The organism is Romboutsia sp. D33t1_170424_H2, assembly GCF_015669105.1.
Taxonomy (GTDB): domain Bacteria; phylum Bacillota; class Clostridia; order Peptostreptococcales; family Peptostreptococcaceae; genus Romboutsia_C; species Romboutsia_C hominis.
On record NZ_JADOZQ010000004.1, the window covers coordinates 116,882 to 136,418 of the forward strand.

Below are 19,537 nucleotides of genomic sequence, written 5' to 3' on the forward strand. Positions count from 1 at the left end.
TTTGGTTTTATTTCTATATATATTATTTCACTTCTATAATTTAAAATTCTTATAAAACATTACCAATTTATATATCTATCTACCATGTATATCTTTAAGCTTTTCTTTATCAACCCTTACTTCACTATCACCATATGCACACTTGCTAAATATCTTTTCTGCTTCTTCTAAGCTTAACCCTTTTATTTCCATATTCTTAGGGTCAGATTCTCCTATGTTATCTTTATCTAATCCATAGAGATAACATACTGCTTGTGGTAAAAAGCCTAGAAGCCTTGCTCCTATGCAATCTGCTGCTAGTGGATCTGTTGATGCTATAATAAGTCCTGGTGTATCTACTGCCATTCCATTATGAGGTCCTGTACCTACCATAGCTTTATCACAGCTTATTATACTTAAGTCTATAGGTATTTCATTTGCCATAGCTCTTATGAATCCATGCAAGTCCTTATGAATCCCTGTATTTTTTTTTGGATACCCATGGATTTCTGCTGGCGGCCATCCCATTGCTATATTTTTTATCGCACTTGTTATTGTTGCTTCTTCATGATGCTTTAACTGAGTAAATGATATTATTACATCTGCTTTATTTACTATTTCATTTATAGGAGTTGATTTTATTATGTCATGCTTTAGCTTTAAATCTATATATGGACCATAATTCATATCAACAAATTCTATTTTTTCTTCTTCTATTATTTTGTCATACCCTACATTTTTCATAACCTCTGTAGTCTTTTTACTTCCAGATCCTGTTGCTATATATATTTTGCTAGGTTCTTTTTCTTTTATATACTGTATAAGTGTTTTTAAAGTTTTAGGACCTACAATTCCTGCATCTTTTGGTTTGCTATCTTTTACCCAGTTAGGATTTATAACTACTGCGTCTCCTTTTTTATAATTTTATCTATTGGCAATAAATCTAAAGCTTTTTCTAATGATTTAGATTCTGTCATTGCCTTAGTTATTGAAACTATAGGTTCTTTAATCCTTCTCTCTCTTATCATAAAATCACCTCTTCTTTAGTATTTTTTTAAAATTTTAAATTTTATGTAACTAGCTATTATCATCAATATTTATATATCTATTATTTTCATATATTTAAATAAAATACTAGCAACTACTAAAGGATTCTAATTTCATATATAAAAATAGTCTAAGTTTGTATAAAACTTAGACTATTTTTACCCATTTACTTTCAAGAAGGGATATTTCATTTTTATTTTCATCAACTATTTGATGTATTGCTATTATATAATCGTCTTCATATTCTATCTGACTTTCTACCACTACTTCATTATTATATTTAAGCTGCTTTTCATAAGCTACTAAAAGTTCACTTATTCTATAGTTTTTAAGTACTTCAAAAGGCATTGAATCTATTATCCACATTATATAATGAGAATTACCTACATGTATATTTATATCTATATCAGAGTATCTTATATCAAAATTCTTAGATATATCTATTCTAGATGGTCTTCTCATTTTTAACTTATTTATCTTAACACTTCTATCCTCTTTTACTTCATATCTCTCATAATAGCTACTTGGTATACTGCAAGGCTTAGCTTTTTTTATATCTATATAAAATGCTAAAGTGTCTCCACTTAATATTAATTCTTCTTTTTCATTATATATTTTAAAGTTTCTAAGTGCATAAAACTTTCTAAATGCTTTTACATATGTTACAATTTTAAGCTTTTCTTTATAATTAGCTTTACCATGTACTTTTATATCATAATTAAATATAACCCAAGTATAATCACTTTCTTTAAAATCAGTAAATGATGCTCCTAAGCTAATATCCTGGCTAAATGCTGCATCTGACATAAAATCCATATATGACGAAAAATTACATTCGCCTCTTATATTCGTATCTCTATACGTTACTTCATATATTTTTTCAAATACTTTAGACATAATTAAAACTCCTAATACTTGTAATTATTCCTCTACTTTATTGATTATACTTCAAATTATATTCGAAATCAAATTAATATTATTTTACATAATTAAACTCAAAAACTATATATTTTACTTAGTTGCCAATTTAGTATATAATTCTATTATAGAGTAATTATTTAATATTCTATTACCAAGTTATAATATATTTATTATAATATTGTTCATATAAAAAAGGAGAGATATATATATATGGCTGTAAAAATAGTTACCGATAGTACTTCTTATATACCTAATGAGTATATACAAAAATATGACATATCTATCGTCTCATTAAATGTAGTTATGGATAATAACAGTATACGTGAGCTAGATGTAGATAACAAAGTCTTTTATGATGATATGGAAAAATGTGAGGAAATCCCTAAATCATCTCAACCATTTCCCGAAGAAATGTTAGATACATTTGAGAAAATAGTAAAAAATGGAGATTCTATTGTAGGAATATTCTTATCTTCTAAACTAAGCGGAACTTTTTCAAATGCTAACTTAATAAAGAATATGACAATTGAAAATTATCCAGATGCCGATATTACAATAATCGACTCTAAGACTACTTGTATGCAAATGGGATTTGCAGCTATTGAAGGTGCTAAAGCATCTTTAGAAGGAAAATCAAAAGACGAAATAGTTGATATAGTAAATCATACACTTGATAAAAGCAATTTCTTATTTACACCAGAAACACTGGAGTATTTAAAAAAAGGCGGTAGAATAGGTTCAGCTTCTGCCCTTTTAGGTACTTTACTTCAAATAAAACCAATTCTTACTGTTAGAGATGGTATAACTGGAGTATATACTAAAGTTAGAACTAGAAAAAAAGCAATTAATACTATTGCTAATACCGTGTTTGAAGATATCGAAAAAAACGGACTTGGAGATGTTATAGTCCATCATATAAACTGTGAGGAAGATGGATTAGAGCTTGCTAAAGCTTTAGAAGCTAAGTTAAATATTCCTGTTAAAATACAATCTATAGGGCCTATTGTAGGTGTTCATGTTGGACCTGGAAGTATAGGTATTGCTTACTTTACAAAATAATATAATTTTAGGCACTTATTATTTAATGATAGCATTTTATAAATTACATATTTTTCATTTTTATTTAAGTAAATAACTTTTAAATATTATAAAAGGTATGAAATACAAGTTGTATTTCATACCTTTTTATAATATTTATTCATATTTACAATTATTTATTCATAGCCATAAATATTTTTTCTGGAGTCATTGGTAAATTATTTATTCTAACACCTACACCATTGTATATAGCATCTTGTATAGCCGGTGCTGGAGTATTTACAACAACCTCTCCAACAGACTTAGCTCCAAATGGACCTGTTGGTTCATGAGTTTCTACAAAATCAACTATTATATTACCTACATCGCATCTAGCTGGTATTTTATATTGCATAAATGTATTAGTATCCATTTTACCTTTATCCGTATATCTTATTTCTTCAAATAATCCAAGTCCTATACCTTGTACTATTCCACCTTCAACTTGAACTTTAGCAAGATTTTTATTTATAACAGTTCCACAGTCTACTACTGCTACATAATCTATTACATCAACTTTACCGGTTTCTTTATCTATTTCAGTTTCTACAAATCCTGCTATAAATGGAGGAGGTGAAACAGGGCTACCATGAGATGCACATCCCACTAATTGATTTTTTTCAGGCCCTACGGTACAGTCAACAGCTATATCAAATACTAATATAGACTTATTTTCTGTAAATACTTTTTCCCCATCAAACTCTACATCTTCTTTATCTACACCAAGTCTAGTTGCTCCTAAACTCATTATTTTATTTCTAAGTTCATTAGCAGCTTTTACTACTGCCATACCTGTTACATATGTTGTAGATGATGCATATGAACCTGGATCATATGGAACTACATCTGTATCTGCTGCTATTACAGTTATTTTATCCATGGTAGTTTCAAGTATTTCACAAGCCATTTGAGAAAGTATAGTGTCACTTCCCGTACCCATATCCGTTGAGCCTACTAGTAATGTATAATTTCCGTCATCGTTTAATCTTATTTCAGCACTTGCTGTATCTATCCCTGCAATTCCAGAACCTTGCATAGTAAGTGCCATACCAACACTTCTAACTTTTCCATTTCCTAAGTCTTTAGATGGGTATTTTTCATTCCATTTTATAAGATTTTTCCCTTTTTCTATACACTCTTTTAGATCTACTGAATTTAAAGTCTTATCATATGCAAATGAAATTTCTCCTTCATTTACTATATTTTTAAGCCTAAGTTCAGTTGGGTCCATATTTATCTCTTTTGCTAATTTATTTATAGTAGACTCTACTGCAAAACATCCTTGAGTAGCACCATATCCTCTAAATGCTCCTGCTGGCATTTTATTAGTATATACTACATGCCCTTTAAATCTAGATGCTTCTAATTTATTGTACATTGGCATAGTTTTTTCACCTACTAATCCAAATGTAGTTGATGCATGTTCTCCATAAGCACCAGTATCAGATAATGCATCTATATCTATAACTTTTATTATTCCATCTTTAGTGGCACCTATTTTAACATTTAATTTCATAGCATGTCTACTAGTTGAACAATTTTGAGTTTCTTTTCTGTCATAAAGTATTTTGGCTGGTTTTCCAGTTTTAAGTGTAACTATTGCACTAAATATTTCAACACAAGCAGTTTGCTTACCTCCAAAACCACCACCTATTCTTGGTTTTATAACTCTTATCTTACTAGATGGTATGTTTAAAGCTCTCGATAGATGTCGCCTAACATGAAATGGTATTTGTGTAGAACTTACTACTACCAATCTTCCCATATGATCTAGGTAATTATAAGATCTATAAGTTTCCATCATAGAATGAAGTTGTGATTGAGTATAATATGTTTCTTCTATAACTACGTCACATTCATTTAAAGTTTTTTCTACATCTCCTTTAGTATAATTATGAGTTGATACTATATTTTTCTCTCTAATCATACCTATATCAAAGTTGCAATGTCTCTCTTCATCATGAACTAATATATTAGTTTCAGTTGCCTTTTCAAAATCAAGTACTGGTTCTAGTACTTCATATTCTACTTTTATCATATTCATAGCTTTAACTGCTGTTTTTTCATCCTTAGCAGCAACTATTGCAACTTCATCTCCTACATATCTAACAGTATCTTCAAGTATTAATCTATCATATGGCGATGGCTCTGGGTAAGATTGACCTGCTAGTGTAAACCTAGTATCTGGTACATCTTTATATGTAAGTACACATTCCACTCCATCTACTAATAAAGCTCTTTTAGTGTCTATATTTTTTATTTTCGCATATGCATACGGGCTTCTTAGTATTTTTACAACTAAAGCATCTTTTGATGCTAAATCGTCTGTATATACTGGTTTTCCTGTAGCTATTGCCATTCCGTCTATTTTACCTATACTTTTACCTATTATCTTCATTTAATTTACCCCCAGATAAGTTTTAACTGCTCTTAGCTGTCCCATATACCCTGTACATCTACATAGATTTCCAGTTAAGTAGTGTATTATATCCTCTTCTGTAGGATTGTTTAATTCTTCTTTCATTGCTATTACTGTCATTATAAATCCTGGTGAACAAAATCCACATTGTTCAGAACCTTCACTAACTAATATCTTAGCAAAGTCACTAGCTTCCTTTTCTAATCCTTCTATTGTTGTTATCTCTTTATTTATAGCTCTAACTGTTAAAGTTGCACAAGATAGTACTGGCTTTTTATCTATCCATATAGAACATAAGCCACAGCATCCTGTATCACAGCCTCTTTTTACACTTAAGTTCCCTAATTTTCTTAAAGTGTCTACTAAATACTCTTCACATTCTATGTCAACTTTTCTTTTTTTACCATTTACTTTAAGTTCTACTAACATTATATAACCTCCATTATAGCTCTTTTTATAAGTACCCTAGCCATAGCATATCTATATTCTTTAGATGCTTTCATATTAGTTCCAAAAGATAATTCATCAACTGCTATTTGTACAGCCTTATCTATATTTTCATCAGTTATATTATTGTTCGATAAAAACTCACTTGCATTTTTTGCTTCTTTTGCAACTTGAGGTCTAGCTCCTATACATATTTTAAATGTATTATCTAATTTTGATACTGCTACATTTACTATTGGATAGTCACTTTTAGCATTTCTTAAAGATTTATATGATGCTTTTTTATTATTCTTTTTTATGTATATCTTAGTTAATAAATCTTTTTCATAACCTTTATCTAAAAATTTATCTAAAGTCATTCTTCCTTTACTAAAAGTCTCTATTTCAGTATCTAAACAAAGTAGAGCTATTATTAAATCAGAAAATCCATACTTAGAAAATACTGTAGCACCTACAGTTACAACACTTCTAAATTGAACTCCTATTATATCTCTTACACTGTGGTTTAAAATATCACCAAAGTTATTTTTTATTATATCACTAGTTTCTAATTCTCTAAATGTTGTCATAGCACCTATTTCAACATAATCTTCATCTTCTTTTATATAATCTAGATTTAAATTAGATAACTCTATTCCTGTGCCTATTCTTTTTTTACCCATCCTTAAAAAAGCACTTCCACCTATTATCTGATTATTTTTTCTTTTCATTAATATGGCATATGCTTCTTCTATTGTTGTCGGTTGAACAATGTCTGTAAGTGTAAACATATTTCCTCCCCAATTTGTATTAGTTTTGATTAATTATACCATATTTTAGCCATTCTAGACAATAAAATTCGTTATATATACTAACGTTTATTTTCCATTTAAAAAGTAAGTTCGATTTTATTTAACTTAAAATATATTTACTATTTTTAATAAAAAAAGTCATTCTAAATATTTTTTAGAATGACCTTTAAATTTAAATATTAAGCAAAAGCTTCATTTCCTATAGCTAATTCTTTTATAGCTTCTATAACTCCATTTTCATCATTGGTTTTTGTTACAAACCTTGCTTTTTCTTTTATTTTATCCTCTGCGTTTCCCATTGCAAAACTATAGTAAGCCGATTCCATCATCTCTAAATCATTCATATGATCTCCAAATACCATAGTTTCTTCATATGATATATTAAATTTTTTTTGTATTACTTTTATAGCTTGCTTTTTATTTCCATTAGATTCACATATATCTAGACTATTAGGCCCAGACATAGATATACTTAAATCTTTCTTATAATCTTTAATATTTGTTAACACGTCTTTTATTATATTTTCATCTGCAAAAACACTAACCTTCATTATACTATCATTTATCTTGGTTATATCTTCTACAACCTCAACATCTGTATTCCATGCTTTACAAGCTATCTTAACCTTCAAACTTTCACTATATGTTTTTTCTTTTCCACAAAATATAGTATTATGATTAGCATATTTTCTTATAATGTTTGATATACTTTTTAATTTTTTCTTATCTATATAATTTTCATATAAAACTTCGCCCTTATAGACAACTAAATTTCCATTGTTAGGTGCAAGTATTATATTATCTATTATTTCTTTCTTAAATATATTAGTTAAAGACTGTATTTCCCTACCACTTACTGCTGCAAATAGTATGTTATTAGAATTAAGTTGTTCTAAAACTTCATAAAATTCTTTATCAACACATTTATTTGAGTCAAGTAGTGTCCCATCCATATCTGAACCGATTAATTTTATCATACCCTTTACTCCTTGCCATATATTTTGTAAATTTATTGTATATCACTTATACAACATTATATAATAATTATAAACTTTTAGAAAGGATTGTGCTTTATGAAAATAGTTTCATCAAAAAAAGATCTAGATATAGCCCTTAACGATAACGAAAATAAAATTGTAGTTAGTAATTTTAAAATTGTAAATTCTTTAAAGTTGCTTAACAATATTAATATAACGCATGCACAACGAAACAGATGCAAATATACCCTAGAAAATAATATAGATGATTCGGCATTTTTAGGATTTATAGGTTTTGCACCAATAATATCTGAAATAGGAAACGTTTCATTCTTAAATTCTATGGGTATAATTTCTAGTGTAGGTTTACATCAAATACTTATAATATTAAGTCATTATACTATAAAATATGACGATAAAAACAATAATATTATATTAACTAAGATATAATAATTCATAATAAATTAATTTTAGGAGGGCTTATGATTATAAATATAACCGATTTAGCAAAAAATGCGTTAGATAATTTATTTATAGAGTATAATGTTGATTTAAAAAATATAAGACTTTATTTAAAAGAAATTGCATGACATGGACCTATATTTGACTTGGCTCTGGATGAGGCAAAAGAAAATGATAATATATTTAAAGTAGATGGGTATAATGTAATAATTGATAAGGATTTATCTACTAAATTTAGCGTTGTTAACATCTATTATAATTCATTTGAATATTATGGTAATTTTAAAATAACAACTGATTTTATATGGAAAGATGAATACCATTACTGCGATTGGTCTAAAAAATGGTAAAAAATACCCTAGCTTACTAGGGTATTTTTTATATTAGTCTTATGTCTTTATAAAATTTCTTGTTTATAAAAAGTTTAGTTAATATTTAATTTTGTTGTAATTTAAAATCCTTATTACCTAAGACTCTTATTCAAACAAGCTTAAATAGTCTTCATATCCTTCTTCTTTCATTTTCTCTTTAGGTATAAAGTTTAAGGATGCTGAATTTATGCAGTATCTAAGACCACCTTTTTCTTTAGGGCCATCATCAAATACATGACCTAAGTGAGAATTGGCCTTGCTACTTCTAACTTCTGTTCTGAACATACCATGAGAAAAATCACTTTTTTCCATTATAGAATTTTTATTTACTGGCTTTGTAAAACTTGGCCATCCACATCCTGAATCAAATTTATCTTTTGATGAAAATAAAACTTCACCACTTACTATATCTACATATATACCTTCTTCTTTATTATCAAAATACTTATTTTTAAATGCAGGTTCAGTCTTATCATTTTGTGTTACTTCAAATTGAATTGGAGTTAGTTTCTTTTTTAGTTCTTCTCTATTAAAATTATTTTTATCCCAATTTTCCTTTATAAACTTATATCTACCTGATCCTACATAATACATATAGTAATGATTTGGATTTTTCTTATAATAATCTTGATGATAGTCTTCCGCTTCGTAAAATTTAGTAGCCTCTCTTATCTCTGTAACTATTTCAGAATCAAATACCTTACTATTTTCTAGTTTTTTCTTTGATCTAGTAGCAATCTCTTTTTGCTCTTTATCATGATAAAATATTACAGTTTTATATTTTTCTCCTCTATCATTAAATTGACCATAACTATCTGTTGGGTCTATTTGTTTCCAATATATATCTAAAAGTTCATCATAGCTTATTACTTCATCATCATAAGTAACTTCTATAGCCTCTATGTGGCCTGTTTTATCACTACAAACTTCTTCATATGTAGGATTTTTCGTGTGTCCTCCAGTATATCCTGATACAACTTTAAGTACTCCATCATATTTATCAAAAGGTTTTACCATACACCAAAAACATCCACCTGCAAAAGTTGCCTTTTTTATCAAACTTATCACTCCTTATAAAATGTATACGTTATTTATTCCCTTTTTCTACATTAGATAATCTCCTTTTTATATAGTCTTTTTCTAAAGATATTTTATAATCTTCATATATATTAGCACTATTATTATTTAATATATTTTTTATTTAGATTTATAAATCTTATGTAGTAGTATACAGAAAGTGTCGTTATGACCAATCCTAAAATCAAGTACATATGTATTGTTGATGTAGTCATATCTATATTTTTATTTATCTTAGATTCTTGTGGTAACTTTAAAACTATAGACATTGAGTTATTTATAATATGTAAAAAAATTGGAATTAAGATATTTTCATATTTTATATATAATATACAAAGCACCCCTCCAAACAAACTTGCAAGTATAGATTTATCTATGCTATGACCTATTCCGAATAAAATAGATGATATTAATATACCAATTTTATAATTATATTTTTTAGATATACTGATAAATAATACTTTCCTAAATATTATTTCTTCTAATATTGGTCCTATTATTGCTACACTTACTATCATTATAATAATATTTCCTGTATATATTGGATCACCTGATGATGTTAATAAGCTATTTTCATATGGTTTATAAGTTAACATAGCTATAGATATTAATAGCAATGTAACTCCTAAGCTTAACATAATGGAGTTTATATATCGTCCTATTATTTCTTTTATGTCTAATTTTTCTTTGAAATCTATGTAAGATTTTTTTATATCATCTATTGATATCCCTAAATATAATAATAAAATTATTATAGATATTACCTGAGTACAAATAATAAGTATCTTATTTCTATCATCATATATAGATAGATTTATAAGAATACCTATATACTTATAATTAAAGGTTAGTACTATTAAAAATGATATTACTTGTATTAATATAAAATCTATTATTTTTATATCACTCTTTCTCCTCATAAAATGTCTCCTAGTTCATATATGATTTTTACATTTTAATACTTCCCTTTATATTATATCATTAGATATCAATTTTAAATTAATATTATTTATCATTAACTTAAAATAAAATATTACTATTGTTTATATACAAGCTACTTACCTAAATTTAAATGTATAACTTTATTTTAAATAAAAAAGAGCTTATATATTAATCTATATAAACCCTTTTTATTTATTTATTTATCAAGTTCTAAATATGCTTCTAATCCTTCTTTTAAAATTTTAGATGCCTTAGCTAAATCTTCTTTATTTAATATATATGCAAGTCTTATCTCATCTTTTCCAAGACCTTCTGTTGCATAAAATCCTTCAGCAGGACAAGGCATAACTGTTTCTCCATCTATATCAAAATCTTTCAATAACCATTTTACAAAATCATCAGCACTTTTAACTGGTAATTTAGCAACTATATAAAATGCACCAGTTGGTTTTTTACATATAACTCCAGGTACTTTTACAAGTTCATTATATAATACGTCTCTTCTTTCCTTATATTCTTTATTCACATCTTGTAGATAAGATTTATCAGTTTTATAAAGTTCTACAGCTCCTATTTGCTCTAAAGTAGGTACTGATAGCCTAGCTTGACATAATTTTAATATTTGTGCCATAAATTCTTTATTTTTAGATGCTAGTGATCCTATTCTAGCTCCACAAGCACTATATCTTTTAGATACACTGTCAACTATTATAACTCTATCTTCTACTTCTTTAACACTTCCTAAACTAGTATATTCTCCATCATATACAAACTCTCTATAAACTTCGTCTGCTATTATCCATAAATCATGTTCTTTAGCTATATCACTAATCATTTTTATTTCTTCCTTAGAGTAAACTACTCCTGTTGGATTGCCTGGGTTTGAGAATAATATAGCACGAGTTTTTGAGTCTATCTTTTCTACTATTTCTTCCTTTTTAGGTAAGTGGAAACCATTTTCTGCAAGTGTAGTTATTGGCTTGATCTCAACACCTACTGAATTTGCAAAACTATTGTAGTTTGAGTAAAATGGTTCTGGTATTAATATATTGTCTCCTTCATTACATAAAGCTATCATGCAGAAAAATAATGCTTCACTACCACCATTTAATATAAGTATATCTTCCTTTTCAAAATCTATATTATATTCATTATAGTATCTTTTTATAGCTTCTCTAAGTTCGTCTAACCCTTCTGATAAAGCATACTCTAATACATCTTCTTTGTTGCTTGAAATAGCTTCAAAGAAACTTTTAGGTGTTATTATATCGGGTTGACCTATATTAAGATGATAAACCTTTTTTCCTTTTTTCTTGGCTTCTGCTGAATAAGTTAATAATTCCATTATAGTAGAAGCTGGTACTGATTTTATTCTTGAAGAAATATTCATAACGTTTGCCTCCTAATGATTCATTGTCAGTTATTTTATTTTTGATATCTAATTAACGTTTCATCTATATTCTAACATAAATATAATTTTTTTTTAATGTTTTTACATATTTACCCAAAAGTAATTATTTTCAATATATTAAGTAAATTTAGTAATATATTGAATTTTATTGTCTATATGTATATATTTATAAATGTAAGTGTAGTATTTAACTTAATAATTTTATATTAGTACTAGGAGGAATATTTATGACAAATTTAGTTAGCCCTAATTGGTTAAAAGAAAATATGGATAATAAAGACTTAGTTATAGTAGATTGTAGGTTTGACTTAATAGACAAAGAATACGGTAAAAAAAGCTACAATGAGAGCCATATAAAAAATGCAGTAAGAGTTGATATAGAAAATCAGCTATCTAGTGAGGTTAAAATCCATGGTGGTAGACATCCTCTTCCTAGTGTAGATGACCTAGTAAATACCTTTAAAAGTATAGGGATAGATAATAATTCTATAGTTGTAGCATATGATGAGGGTGATTTAGCAGGGCCTTCTAGATTATGGTGGATATTAAAGTATCTAGGTCATGATAAAGTTTATGTTTTAAACGGAGGTATAAATGAATTTAAAAGCATTGGTGGAGAAATTACTAATGAAATACCAAAAACTAAAATAGGTAACTTTAAAGCTACTGTAAACAATAATATGAGAGTTGATATGAATTATGTAAAAGAGAGATTATATAATAAGGATATTGCTATCATAGATTCCAGAGAATATAAAAGATACTTAGGTGAATTTGAGCCAGTAGATAAAAAAGCTGGACATATACCTAGTGCCAAGAACTATTTTTGGATGGATGTATTAAATAAGGACAATGAGTTTATAAACTTAAAATGTTTAGATGATTTAAAAAGACACTTTGAAAAGTTAAATGATTATAAGGAAATTATAGTTTATTGTGGTTCTGGTATAACAGCTTGTCCTAATAGTTTAGCTCTTAGTGAAGTTGGTATATGCCATAAAGTATATCCTGGAAGTTTTAGTGACTGGATAAGTTATGATGAAAATGAAGTTAGTACTTTAAGCGAATAAATTAAAAAGCATGTTAGGTAATATCAACTAACATGCTTTTTAATTTAAATTATTATTTCTTATCGTTATCCACAACAACTTTATTTTTTCCTGTATTTTTAGCTTTATACATATTTTCATCTGATTTTTTTAAGGTATTTTCATAATGTATATTTGAAAAAGCCACTCCTATACTTACAGTTGTTTTTATATCCTTGCTCCAACTTATACCTTCTACTGAAGACCTAATCATTTCAGCTAAAAGTAATACTTCTTCTTTTATTTTATAACAGGATATTATTACAAATTCTTCTCCACCATACCTACATAAATAAGTGTGTTCTTGCAATAATTTTTTTATGGTATTAGTTATAACTTTTAAAACTTCATCTCCAAATTGATGCCCATAAGTATCATTTATATATTTAAAATTATCTATATCTATCATTACTATAGAGAATTTTATATTTTTATCCAATAATTCCTCATATTTACTATCAAAATAAGCTCTATTGTGTGTATTTGTCAGTTTATCTTGTAATGTTAAATGTTTCATACTTATTAATCTATTTTTATTATACATATGTATTACGACAAATATAATACTTCCAAATAGTATTATTATAAATAGAAACTTTATCATATTATTTTCCTTCTCTAACTTGTACTCTTTACTAGCTTGCTCTATTATATAATATGAATAATCTTTATATCTATTGTCTTCAGATTCTTTTATTACCTCAAGTAACTTATCTGTATATAAATTTGCTTCATTATATTTTTTTTGTTCTTCTAATAATTTTATTAATCTTGTTAAGGCATACCTTATGTCCTGTTCTCTATTTTTTTCATATTCATCTTCTTTAAGTACTTCTTTATATGTATATACTGCCTTATCAATATCTCCAATAGCCTCATAATATTTACCCGTAGCAAGTTGATATATAGTTTTTCTATTTCCTACCATTAACTTTTCATTATTTAACAATTCTTTAGATTTATCTAAATATATCTTTGCTTGTTTTGAATTATTTTCTGATAAATAGATTGAAGATTTTATAGTATATATCAATATATTTAAATCGTAATATTCATTTACATCTATATAATTACTATATTTTTCTACCTCTTCTACGTATTTTTTTGCATTACTATACTCATTGTTTTTTAAATATATTTCAGCTATGTTTAAATTTCCATACACTTGTATAAATTTATTTTTATATTCATCATTAATTTTAACGGCAAGTCCATCTTTTATACTCTTTATTCCGGTACTTTCACCTTCTATCTCCGAAAACAATACACCTAGATCTACTAAGCATTTAGCTTCATTAAATTTGTCATCCCTTTTTTTAGATAATATTAGTGTGTTTAATATATACCTAGATGCTTTTGCATAGTTTTGTTCTAGTAAATACGCACTTTGAAGTTTACTGGATACTATAAATTTAGAATTTATTGATAAGTACTTACTTTGTTCCATTGTAGTTAGTATGTTTATAACTTCTTTTAATCCTCTTTCTGTATTTCTAATATAATCAGTCATTTGAATTATATATTCACATACTATGTTGTAATCTTTAGGCTTTATTTTTGAAAATTCATTTTTAAAGATATCTATTGCTTTATTATATTGTTTATCATATGTATTTTTTTTTATTTTACTTTCTATTTGCATAATCTCATTTTTTATATTTTGTTTATGTGCCCCATATGATAATGATATACATGTAGCAATAGCTATGATTATATATATTATTTTTCTTATTTTTACTCCCCCCAAAATATATCCTTTCTTTTTTGTATAGATATTCCTAAACTTCTTACAGTTTATATTTTATCATATTTTTAAATTTTGTCATGTTTTACATTTTTATTTAATTATTCTTTATATATCAAACTATCTTCATAGTTACTTTTATAATAAAAAACTCCCTATTTCTAGGGAGTTATTGTTATAACCTATTATTTTTTATATCTTTTTTTATCTTCTTTAAAGCTTTTTTAGAGCCTCTTTTTATATCTTTCTCTAACTTTCTTTCCTTGTAACTTACAAATAAAGAATTTAAATCATAATCTTTAGGGTATAAATCAATAGCTTTTAGATTTAAGCTAATTCTTTTTATGTTTACAGCTATTATCTCTTCATTATACAATACCTTGACGTTGTTGAACTTATCTACACCTTCATATACTATAGCAAATTCATCTTCATCTAGTAATTTTACTCTATCTCCCATTTCATAATTAGGTATATCTTTTAATACTTCTTCCGTTTCATTAATTTTATTTCTATCTACTAAGTCAAAGTTGTAATTTTTACTTTCTATATATCTTTTCGCTCTACTTAGTACTTTATCTCTTATACCCATTTTCTTTGATATAAATAAAGCATTACTATCTTCTGATTTACCTATAGTAAGTTTATATAATGGTTCTAATGTATTTTTATCAAACATCATTCCTGCATTTTCAAACTCTGGATGCATTGTGGCAAAATGTTTAATTTCTGCATAATGAGTTGATGCTACAATTATAGACCCCATTTTATATAACTCTTCAAGTATTGATATTGCAAGACCAGCACCTTCATTAGGTTCAGTACCTGACCCAATTTCATCAAATAATACTAATGTTGACTTATTTGATGCATTTATAATGTTTGCTATATTTTGTATGTGAGATGAAAATGTACTTAAAGAATTCTCTATGCTTTGATTATCTCCTATGTCAACAAATATCTTCTCAAATACGCTTATTTCAGTATTTTTATCTGCACATATATCAAATCCACATTGAGTCATAAGAGTTAAAATTCCAACTGTTTTTAAAGCTACAGTTTTCCCTCCTGCATTAGGTCCTGTTATAACTAAACTTCTATAATACTTACCTATTGCAAAATTAAGAGGAACCACATCACCTTTAAGTAGTGGATGTTTTCCATTTATTATATTTATATATCCATAGTTATTTAGTTTAGGTGTTATTCCTTTTATAGAATCACTATATTTAGCTTTTGCAAATACCATATCATATTCTGCAATTATTTCTATATTTATTTTTATATTTTGTATTTTTTCATAAATAAGGTCTGTTAAATAAGAAAGTACCTTGTATTCTTCTACAGATTCTTCTGATTTTAAGGTTATAAGCTCTATACTAAATTTTGAAACACTATTTGGTTCTACAAAAACTGTATTTCCTTTTGATGATGTATCTAACACTACTCCATCTACTTCATTTTTATATGATGCTTTAATCGGTATTACATACCTTTCATCCCTTTTACTTATTATAAACTCTTGTATATATTTTTTATTTCCTGATGCTGTTAAAAATTTATTTAATCTTTCTTTTATTTTTTCTTCGGTAACTTCAATATGCCTTCTAATCTTTTTTAATTCTTTGCTAGCATTAGAATCTACTTTATTTCCTTTTATACAATATTTAATTTCTTCCTCTATACTTTTGCACTCTGTTATATTAAGTGCATAAGAACTTAATGTAGGAGAATAAAATTCTTTATCTATCATAAAAGATTTTATCTTTCTACATCCTCTTAAAAAATCTTCAATACGTATAAGTTCTCTAGGCTCTAGTATCATACCTTTTTCTACTTTTTCTATAGTTGGCATTATATTAAAAAGTCCTTCTAAAGGTATATGATTGCTATTTTCTATTATTTTTCTAGCTTCATTATTTTCATCCAGCCTTCTTTTAACTACTTTATAGCTACTACTTGGCATTAATTTATCTATAAGTTCTTTTCCAAGTGAGCTTACACAATATATTTTAACTAATTCTTTAACTTCGTTTAATTGTAATTTTTCATATGTTTGTGTGTTCATTATTATCTCCTTTATTTATCAGCTTTTATTCTTAAAAGGCTTCTTGATAAATAAGGACTTTTATTATTGCTCCTTATTTATCAAGAAGCTCACACACACTCTCAAAATATTTATTTTTTTTCAAAAAAATCCTCTCCTTCCTTAATACATTTTATTATCTCATATAAATAGGGTACTTTCAATTTATCATAATCATTTATAATATTTTTATATTAAAATAATATTTAATTAAATCAAATATTATTTTATTAATAAAAAAGTACTGGAAATTTTTAATTCCCAGTACTTTTATTTAAAGTATTTATGCAACTTCATAAAGTTCTTCTACAGAACTATCTTCCTTTTTATTTATAATTATATATTCTATACCCAAAACCATATTAAAAATCATCATAACCATAAATCCATATAAAAATGGGTTTAAATTATTACCTATACCAATAGGTGATGATTTCATATATGCATAGTTAGCATTTATTGTTCTATCAACAAAAAATATTACTATATGATATAAATTTGTTGCAATAAGTATTTTCTTAAAATCGTCTTTACTCATACCTATGTTCTTTACAAATAGTAAATAAACAGACCCCCAAAGTAATAGTATATGACCTATAAAATATGAGAATTGAGTTATATGAGGAAATGAAAAAGGATCTAGCCCTAAAAATATTAAAGCTGATATTGAACCAAACATTCCCCAATAAGATCCCATTTTACAAATGAAATCTTTCTTAAAAATCAAGCCTATTGCCAACATAAGTATTGCTATCCTACAGTGAAACAATGGCAGACCTTCTCTTATAAAATTATAGTTTCCAACAAAGTACCAAAGATATAATGTTAATTGTTGAACTAATAATATACTACCAGTAAAAACTTCAAATAATCTACTTTCCTTTTTTAATTTTATAATAAGTAAACTACCAAAAAAAGCTATCAATAATAACGTTATGTGTATAATTCCAAAGTTAACAAAATTATTTTGTTCTGTAGATGTTCTAAAAAAATAATAAAATTTACCCATTTATGTCTCCTTAATTTGATTGTATACCTTCAATATTATAAATTGCTATAAGCTTTTTTGCAAATATTAAATTAATACAATTATTTTTGGGAGACTTTTAATTATATTTTGATTAATATAATTTCATATATATGTTTTTCATTTCTTCTTCGCTTATCTTTACATAATTGTTTTGTAATAGTCTTTGTTGTGTATTTATAACACTTTGAGCAAATATACTTATTTCTTCTTCCTTCATTCCAAAGTCTCTAAGTGGTTTTTTAGTTAATAAATTATTCAATAATTTTTCTATTTCAAAATAAACATTTTTTTCATCATCTAATCCTAAAATTTGGGCTAATACCTTATTTACTTCTTTTATCTTTCCATTTGGATTTTTTTCATTATAAAGCTTAAATACTTCTGTAAACATATGGTAGTTAGCCTCTCCATGAGGAACATGATAAACTCCACCTAATGGGTAACTCATAGCATGAACTGCTCCTACTCCAGTATTCCCAAATGCTATTCCTGCATAATTACTAGCCAATAAAAATTCTTTTAATAAATTTTTTCTATGGTCTTTTCCATTTTCAACAATTTCTTTGTATCCTTTAATGATTATCTCAATAGCTTTTATAGCAAATAACTCTGTAAATGAATTTGATTTTGGTGAAACAAAAGATTCTATAGCATGTATTAATGCATCTACTGAACTTGACATAAATACATTAAAAGGTAAGTTCTTCATTAATTCTGGTATTAAAACTGCATAATCTGGAATTAATTCATCACATGCTAAACCTAGCTTAGTATTTTTAGATTTTATTTCTGCTATAGATATATTTGTAACTTCACTTCCTGTTCCACAAGTTGTTGGTATTATTATAAGTTCTTTTTCTTTTATAAGTTCTACTTTTCTTTCAAATAAATCTACACAATCATCAACATCTTTAAATATAAGTAATTTAGCTATATCTATAACAGTCCCACCACCTATAGCTATAACTCTTTTATAATCTAAATCTTTTATGTCTTTTATTATGCCATTTATCATTTCATCATTTGGTTCTCCATTTCCATATTCATTTTGTAAAACCAAATTACAATCTAAATTTAAATCTTTTATAAATCCATTATATATAGATCTACGAGTTAATATTAAATCATTCTTTTCTAATTTGAATTCATCTACAAACTCTTTGAAGTTTTCGAAAGAATGAATTTCTGTTAATAGTTTTAATTGTTTCATATGATTTTCTCCTTATGTATTATTAATCTAACCATTTTTAATTTCCATCATATATTACTCCTACTTAAAACTTTTCCCTAATATTTATCTTTAATTATATATATAATTAAAGATAAAATCCATAATATAATTTAAATATTTATGTATAGAGATTATAATTCATTTTACTATTTTTTAATTATTATAGTTTTTTTACACTAAAAAACCTCCTAAAGCATAAATAATTTTAAATTCTCTATCTTTAAGAAGTTGTATATTGTCTACTCATTTATAAGTTTACCAAACTCTTTCTCTTCATGAATCTTATTTTGTTCTTTTACTTACTTTATAGGATTAAGAAGAAGTCCATATCTTACAAATATACAAACAAGGATTAATATCCAAACTACATTAAATCTAGAACTATCAACTACGGCTTTAAATAGTGTTGAATCAAAAGCAAACCCTAGTACAAATAA

General features: G+C 26.3%; 18 protein-coding genes. 4 read left to right on the forward strand and 14 right to left on the reverse strand.

What is annotated here, in order from left to right; genetic code table 11:
- Window positions 1–75: 75 nt before the first annotated feature.
- From I4U66_RS06655 to I4U66_RS06660, 3 genes are all read right to left on the reverse strand, one after another.
- Complete coding sequence (locus tag I4U66_RS06655) at window positions 76–876, reverse strand: DUF362 domain-containing protein (protein WP_330617299.1); 801 nt, start codon at window positions 874–876, stop codon at window positions 76–78.
- 2 nt (window positions 877–878) lie between these two features.
- On the reverse strand, window positions 879–1,007 hold the full coding sequence (locus tag I4U66_RS14935) for a hypothetical protein (RefSeq protein WP_330617298.1): 129 nt from the start codon (window positions 1,005–1,007) through the stop codon (window positions 879–881).
- A gap of 166 nt (window positions 1,008–1,173) precedes the next feature.
- Window positions 1,174–1,923, reverse strand: coding sequence for an acyl-[acyl-carrier-protein] thioesterase (locus I4U66_RS06660; protein WP_092925360.1), 750 nt, complete (start codon window positions 1,921–1,923; stop codon window positions 1,174–1,176).
- A 234-nt stretch (window positions 1,924–2,157) separates the two neighbouring features.
- On the opposite strand from I4U66_RS06660, the gene I4U66_RS06665 reads away from it, so the two are divergent.
- Entirely contained in the window at window positions 2,158–3,006 is an 849-nt protein-coding gene (locus I4U66_RS06665) for a DegV family protein (RefSeq protein ID WP_166505580.1), read from the forward strand.
- A 151-nt stretch (window positions 3,007–3,157) separates the two neighbouring features.
- On the opposite strand, the gene I4U66_RS06670 is transcribed toward I4U66_RS06665, so the two are convergent.
- The 4 genes from I4U66_RS06670 to I4U66_RS06685 form a co-directional block, all read right to left on the reverse strand.
- A complete protein-coding gene (locus tag I4U66_RS06670; protein ID WP_195928627.1) occupies window positions 3,158–5,422 on the reverse strand; it encodes a xanthine dehydrogenase family protein molybdopterin-binding subunit in 2,265 nt (754 codons plus the stop codon).
- Window positions 5,423–5,872, reverse strand: a complete 450-nt coding sequence (locus I4U66_RS06675; RefSeq protein WP_092925355.1) for a (2Fe-2S)-binding protein — start codon at window positions 5,870–5,872, stop codon at window positions 5,423–5,425. It lies immediately after the preceding gene.
- Window positions 5,872–6,660 (reverse strand): FAD binding domain-containing protein, encoded by a 789-nt coding sequence (locus I4U66_RS06680; RefSeq protein WP_092925352.1) that lies wholly within the window; start codon window positions 6,658–6,660, stop codon window positions 5,872–5,874. The genes I4U66_RS06675 and I4U66_RS06680 overlap by 1 nt, the downstream gene beginning before the upstream one ends.
- A 200-nt stretch (window positions 6,661–6,860) precedes the next feature.
- Window positions 6,861–7,658 (reverse strand): HAD family hydrolase, encoded by a 798-nt coding sequence (locus tag I4U66_RS06685; RefSeq protein ID WP_092925350.1) that lies wholly within the window; start codon window positions 7,656–7,658, stop codon window positions 6,861–6,863.
- A 96-nt stretch (window positions 7,659–7,754) separates the two neighbouring features.
- On the opposite strand from I4U66_RS06685, the gene I4U66_RS06690 reads away from it, so the two are divergent.
- Both I4U66_RS06690 and I4U66_RS06695 read left to right on the forward strand, forming a co-directional pair.
- Window positions 7,755–8,108, forward strand: a complete 354-nt coding sequence (locus I4U66_RS06690) for a hypothetical protein (protein WP_092925348.1) — start codon at window positions 7,755–7,757, stop codon at window positions 8,106–8,108.
- 158 nt (window positions 8,109–8,266) lie between these two features.
- A complete protein-coding gene (locus I4U66_RS06695; protein ID WP_092925346.1) occupies window positions 8,267–8,470 on the forward strand; it encodes a hypothetical protein in 204 nt (67 codons plus the stop codon).
- A 126-nt stretch (window positions 8,471–8,596) separates the two neighbouring features.
- Here I4U66_RS06695 and msrA read toward each other — a convergent pair whose 3' ends face one another.
- From msrA to I4U66_RS06710, 3 genes are all read right to left on the reverse strand, one after another.
- Window positions 8,597–9,550, reverse strand: coding sequence for a peptide-methionine (S)-S-oxide reductase MsrA (gene msrA, locus I4U66_RS06700; RefSeq protein ID WP_166505584.1), 954 nt, complete (start codon window positions 9,548–9,550; stop codon window positions 8,597–8,599).
- A gap of 122 nt (window positions 9,551–9,672) precedes the next feature.
- The gene (locus I4U66_RS06705) at window positions 9,673–10,488 is read right to left on the reverse strand and encodes a CPBP family intramembrane glutamic endopeptidase (RefSeq protein WP_195928628.1); all 816 of its coding nucleotides are present in this window, start codon (window positions 10,486–10,488) and stop codon (window positions 9,673–9,675) included.
- Between the two features lie 218 nt (window positions 10,489–10,706).
- Window positions 10,707–11,900: a pyridoxal phosphate-dependent aminotransferase gene (locus tag I4U66_RS06710; RefSeq protein ID WP_092925342.1), complete on the reverse strand. Its 1,194-nt coding sequence runs from the start codon at window positions 11,898–11,900 to the stop codon at window positions 10,707–10,709.
- Window positions 11,901–12,148: 248 nt separating this feature from the next.
- Here I4U66_RS06710 and I4U66_RS06715 point away from each other — a divergent pair, with 248 nt between their 5' ends.
- Window positions 12,149–12,991 (forward strand): sulfurtransferase, encoded by an 843-nt coding sequence (locus I4U66_RS06715; RefSeq protein ID WP_195581576.1) that lies wholly within the window; start codon window positions 12,149–12,151, stop codon window positions 12,989–12,991.
- A gap of 52 nt (window positions 12,992–13,043) precedes the next feature.
- On the opposite strand, the gene I4U66_RS06720 is transcribed toward I4U66_RS06715, so the two are convergent.
- From I4U66_RS06720 to I4U66_RS06735, 4 genes are all read right to left on the reverse strand, one after another.
- Window positions 13,044–14,756: a GGDEF domain-containing protein gene (locus I4U66_RS06720; protein ID WP_195581577.1), complete on the reverse strand. Its 1,713-nt coding sequence runs from the start codon at window positions 14,754–14,756 to the stop codon at window positions 13,044–13,046.
- A 172-nt stretch (window positions 14,757–14,928) separates the two neighbouring features.
- Window positions 14,929–16,821, reverse strand: coding sequence for an endonuclease MutS2 (locus I4U66_RS06725; RefSeq protein WP_195928629.1), 1,893 nt, complete (start codon window positions 16,819–16,821; stop codon window positions 14,929–14,931).
- A 301-nt stretch (window positions 16,822–17,122) separates the two neighbouring features.
- Window positions 17,123–17,848: a YwaF family protein gene (locus I4U66_RS06730; RefSeq protein ID WP_195928630.1), complete on the reverse strand. Its 726-nt coding sequence runs from the start codon at window positions 17,846–17,848 to the stop codon at window positions 17,123–17,125.
- 112 nt (window positions 17,849–17,960) lie between these two features.
- A complete protein-coding gene (locus tag I4U66_RS06735) occupies window positions 17,961–19,079 on the reverse strand; it encodes a 4-hydroxybutyrate dehydrogenase (RefSeq protein WP_195928631.1) in 1,119 nt (372 codons plus the stop codon).
- Window positions 19,080–19,537: the final 458 nt, after the last annotated feature.

Coding starts and splice junctions, on each gene's coding strand:
- I4U66_RS14935 (WP_330617298.1), bottom strand. CDS start 1,007: ATGATAAGAGAGAGAAGGATTAAAGAACCTATAGTTTCAATAACTAAG.
- I4U66_RS06660 (WP_092925360.1), bottom strand. CDS start 1,923: ATGTCTAAAGTATTTGAAAAAATATATGAAGTAACGTATAGAGATACG.
- I4U66_RS06665 (WP_166505580.1), top strand. CDS start 2,158: ATGGCTGTAAAAATAGTTACCGATAGTACTTCTTATATACCTAATGAG.
- I4U66_RS06670 (WP_195928627.1), bottom strand. CDS start 5,422: ATGAAGATAATAGGTAAAAGTATAGGTAAAATAGACGGAATGGCAATA.
- I4U66_RS06675 (WP_092925355.1), bottom strand. CDS start 5,872: ATGTTAGTAGAACTTAAAGTAAATGGTAAAAAAAGAAAAGTTGACATA.
- I4U66_RS06680 (WP_092925352.1), bottom strand. CDS start 6,660: ATGTTTACACTTACAGACATTGTTCAACCGACAACAATAGAAGAAGCA.
- I4U66_RS06685 (WP_092925350.1), bottom strand. CDS start 7,658: ATGATAAAATTAATCGGTTCAGATATGGATGGGACACTACTTGACTCA.
- I4U66_RS06690 (WP_092925348.1), top strand. CDS start 7,755: ATGAAAATAGTTTCATCAAAAAAAGATCTAGATATAGCCCTTAACGAT.
- I4U66_RS06705 (WP_195928628.1), bottom strand. CDS start 10,488: ATGAGGAGAAAGAGTGATATAAAAATAATAGATTTTATATTAATACAA.
- I4U66_RS06710 (WP_092925342.1), bottom strand. CDS start 11,900: ATGAATATTTCTTCAAGAATAAAATCAGTACCAGCTTCTACTATAATG.
- I4U66_RS06715 (WP_195581576.1), top strand. CDS start 12,149: ATGACAAATTTAGTTAGCCCTAATTGGTTAAAAGAAAATATGGATAAT.
- I4U66_RS06725 (WP_195928629.1), bottom strand. CDS start 16,821: ATGAACACACAAACATATGAAAAATTACAATTAAACGAAGTTAAAGAA.
- I4U66_RS06730 (WP_195928630.1), bottom strand. CDS start 17,848: ATGGGTAAATTTTATTATTTTTTTAGAACATCTACAGAACAAAATAAT.
- I4U66_RS06735 (WP_195928631.1), bottom strand. CDS start 19,079: ATGAAACAATTAAAACTATTAACAGAAATTCATTCTTTCGAAAACTTC.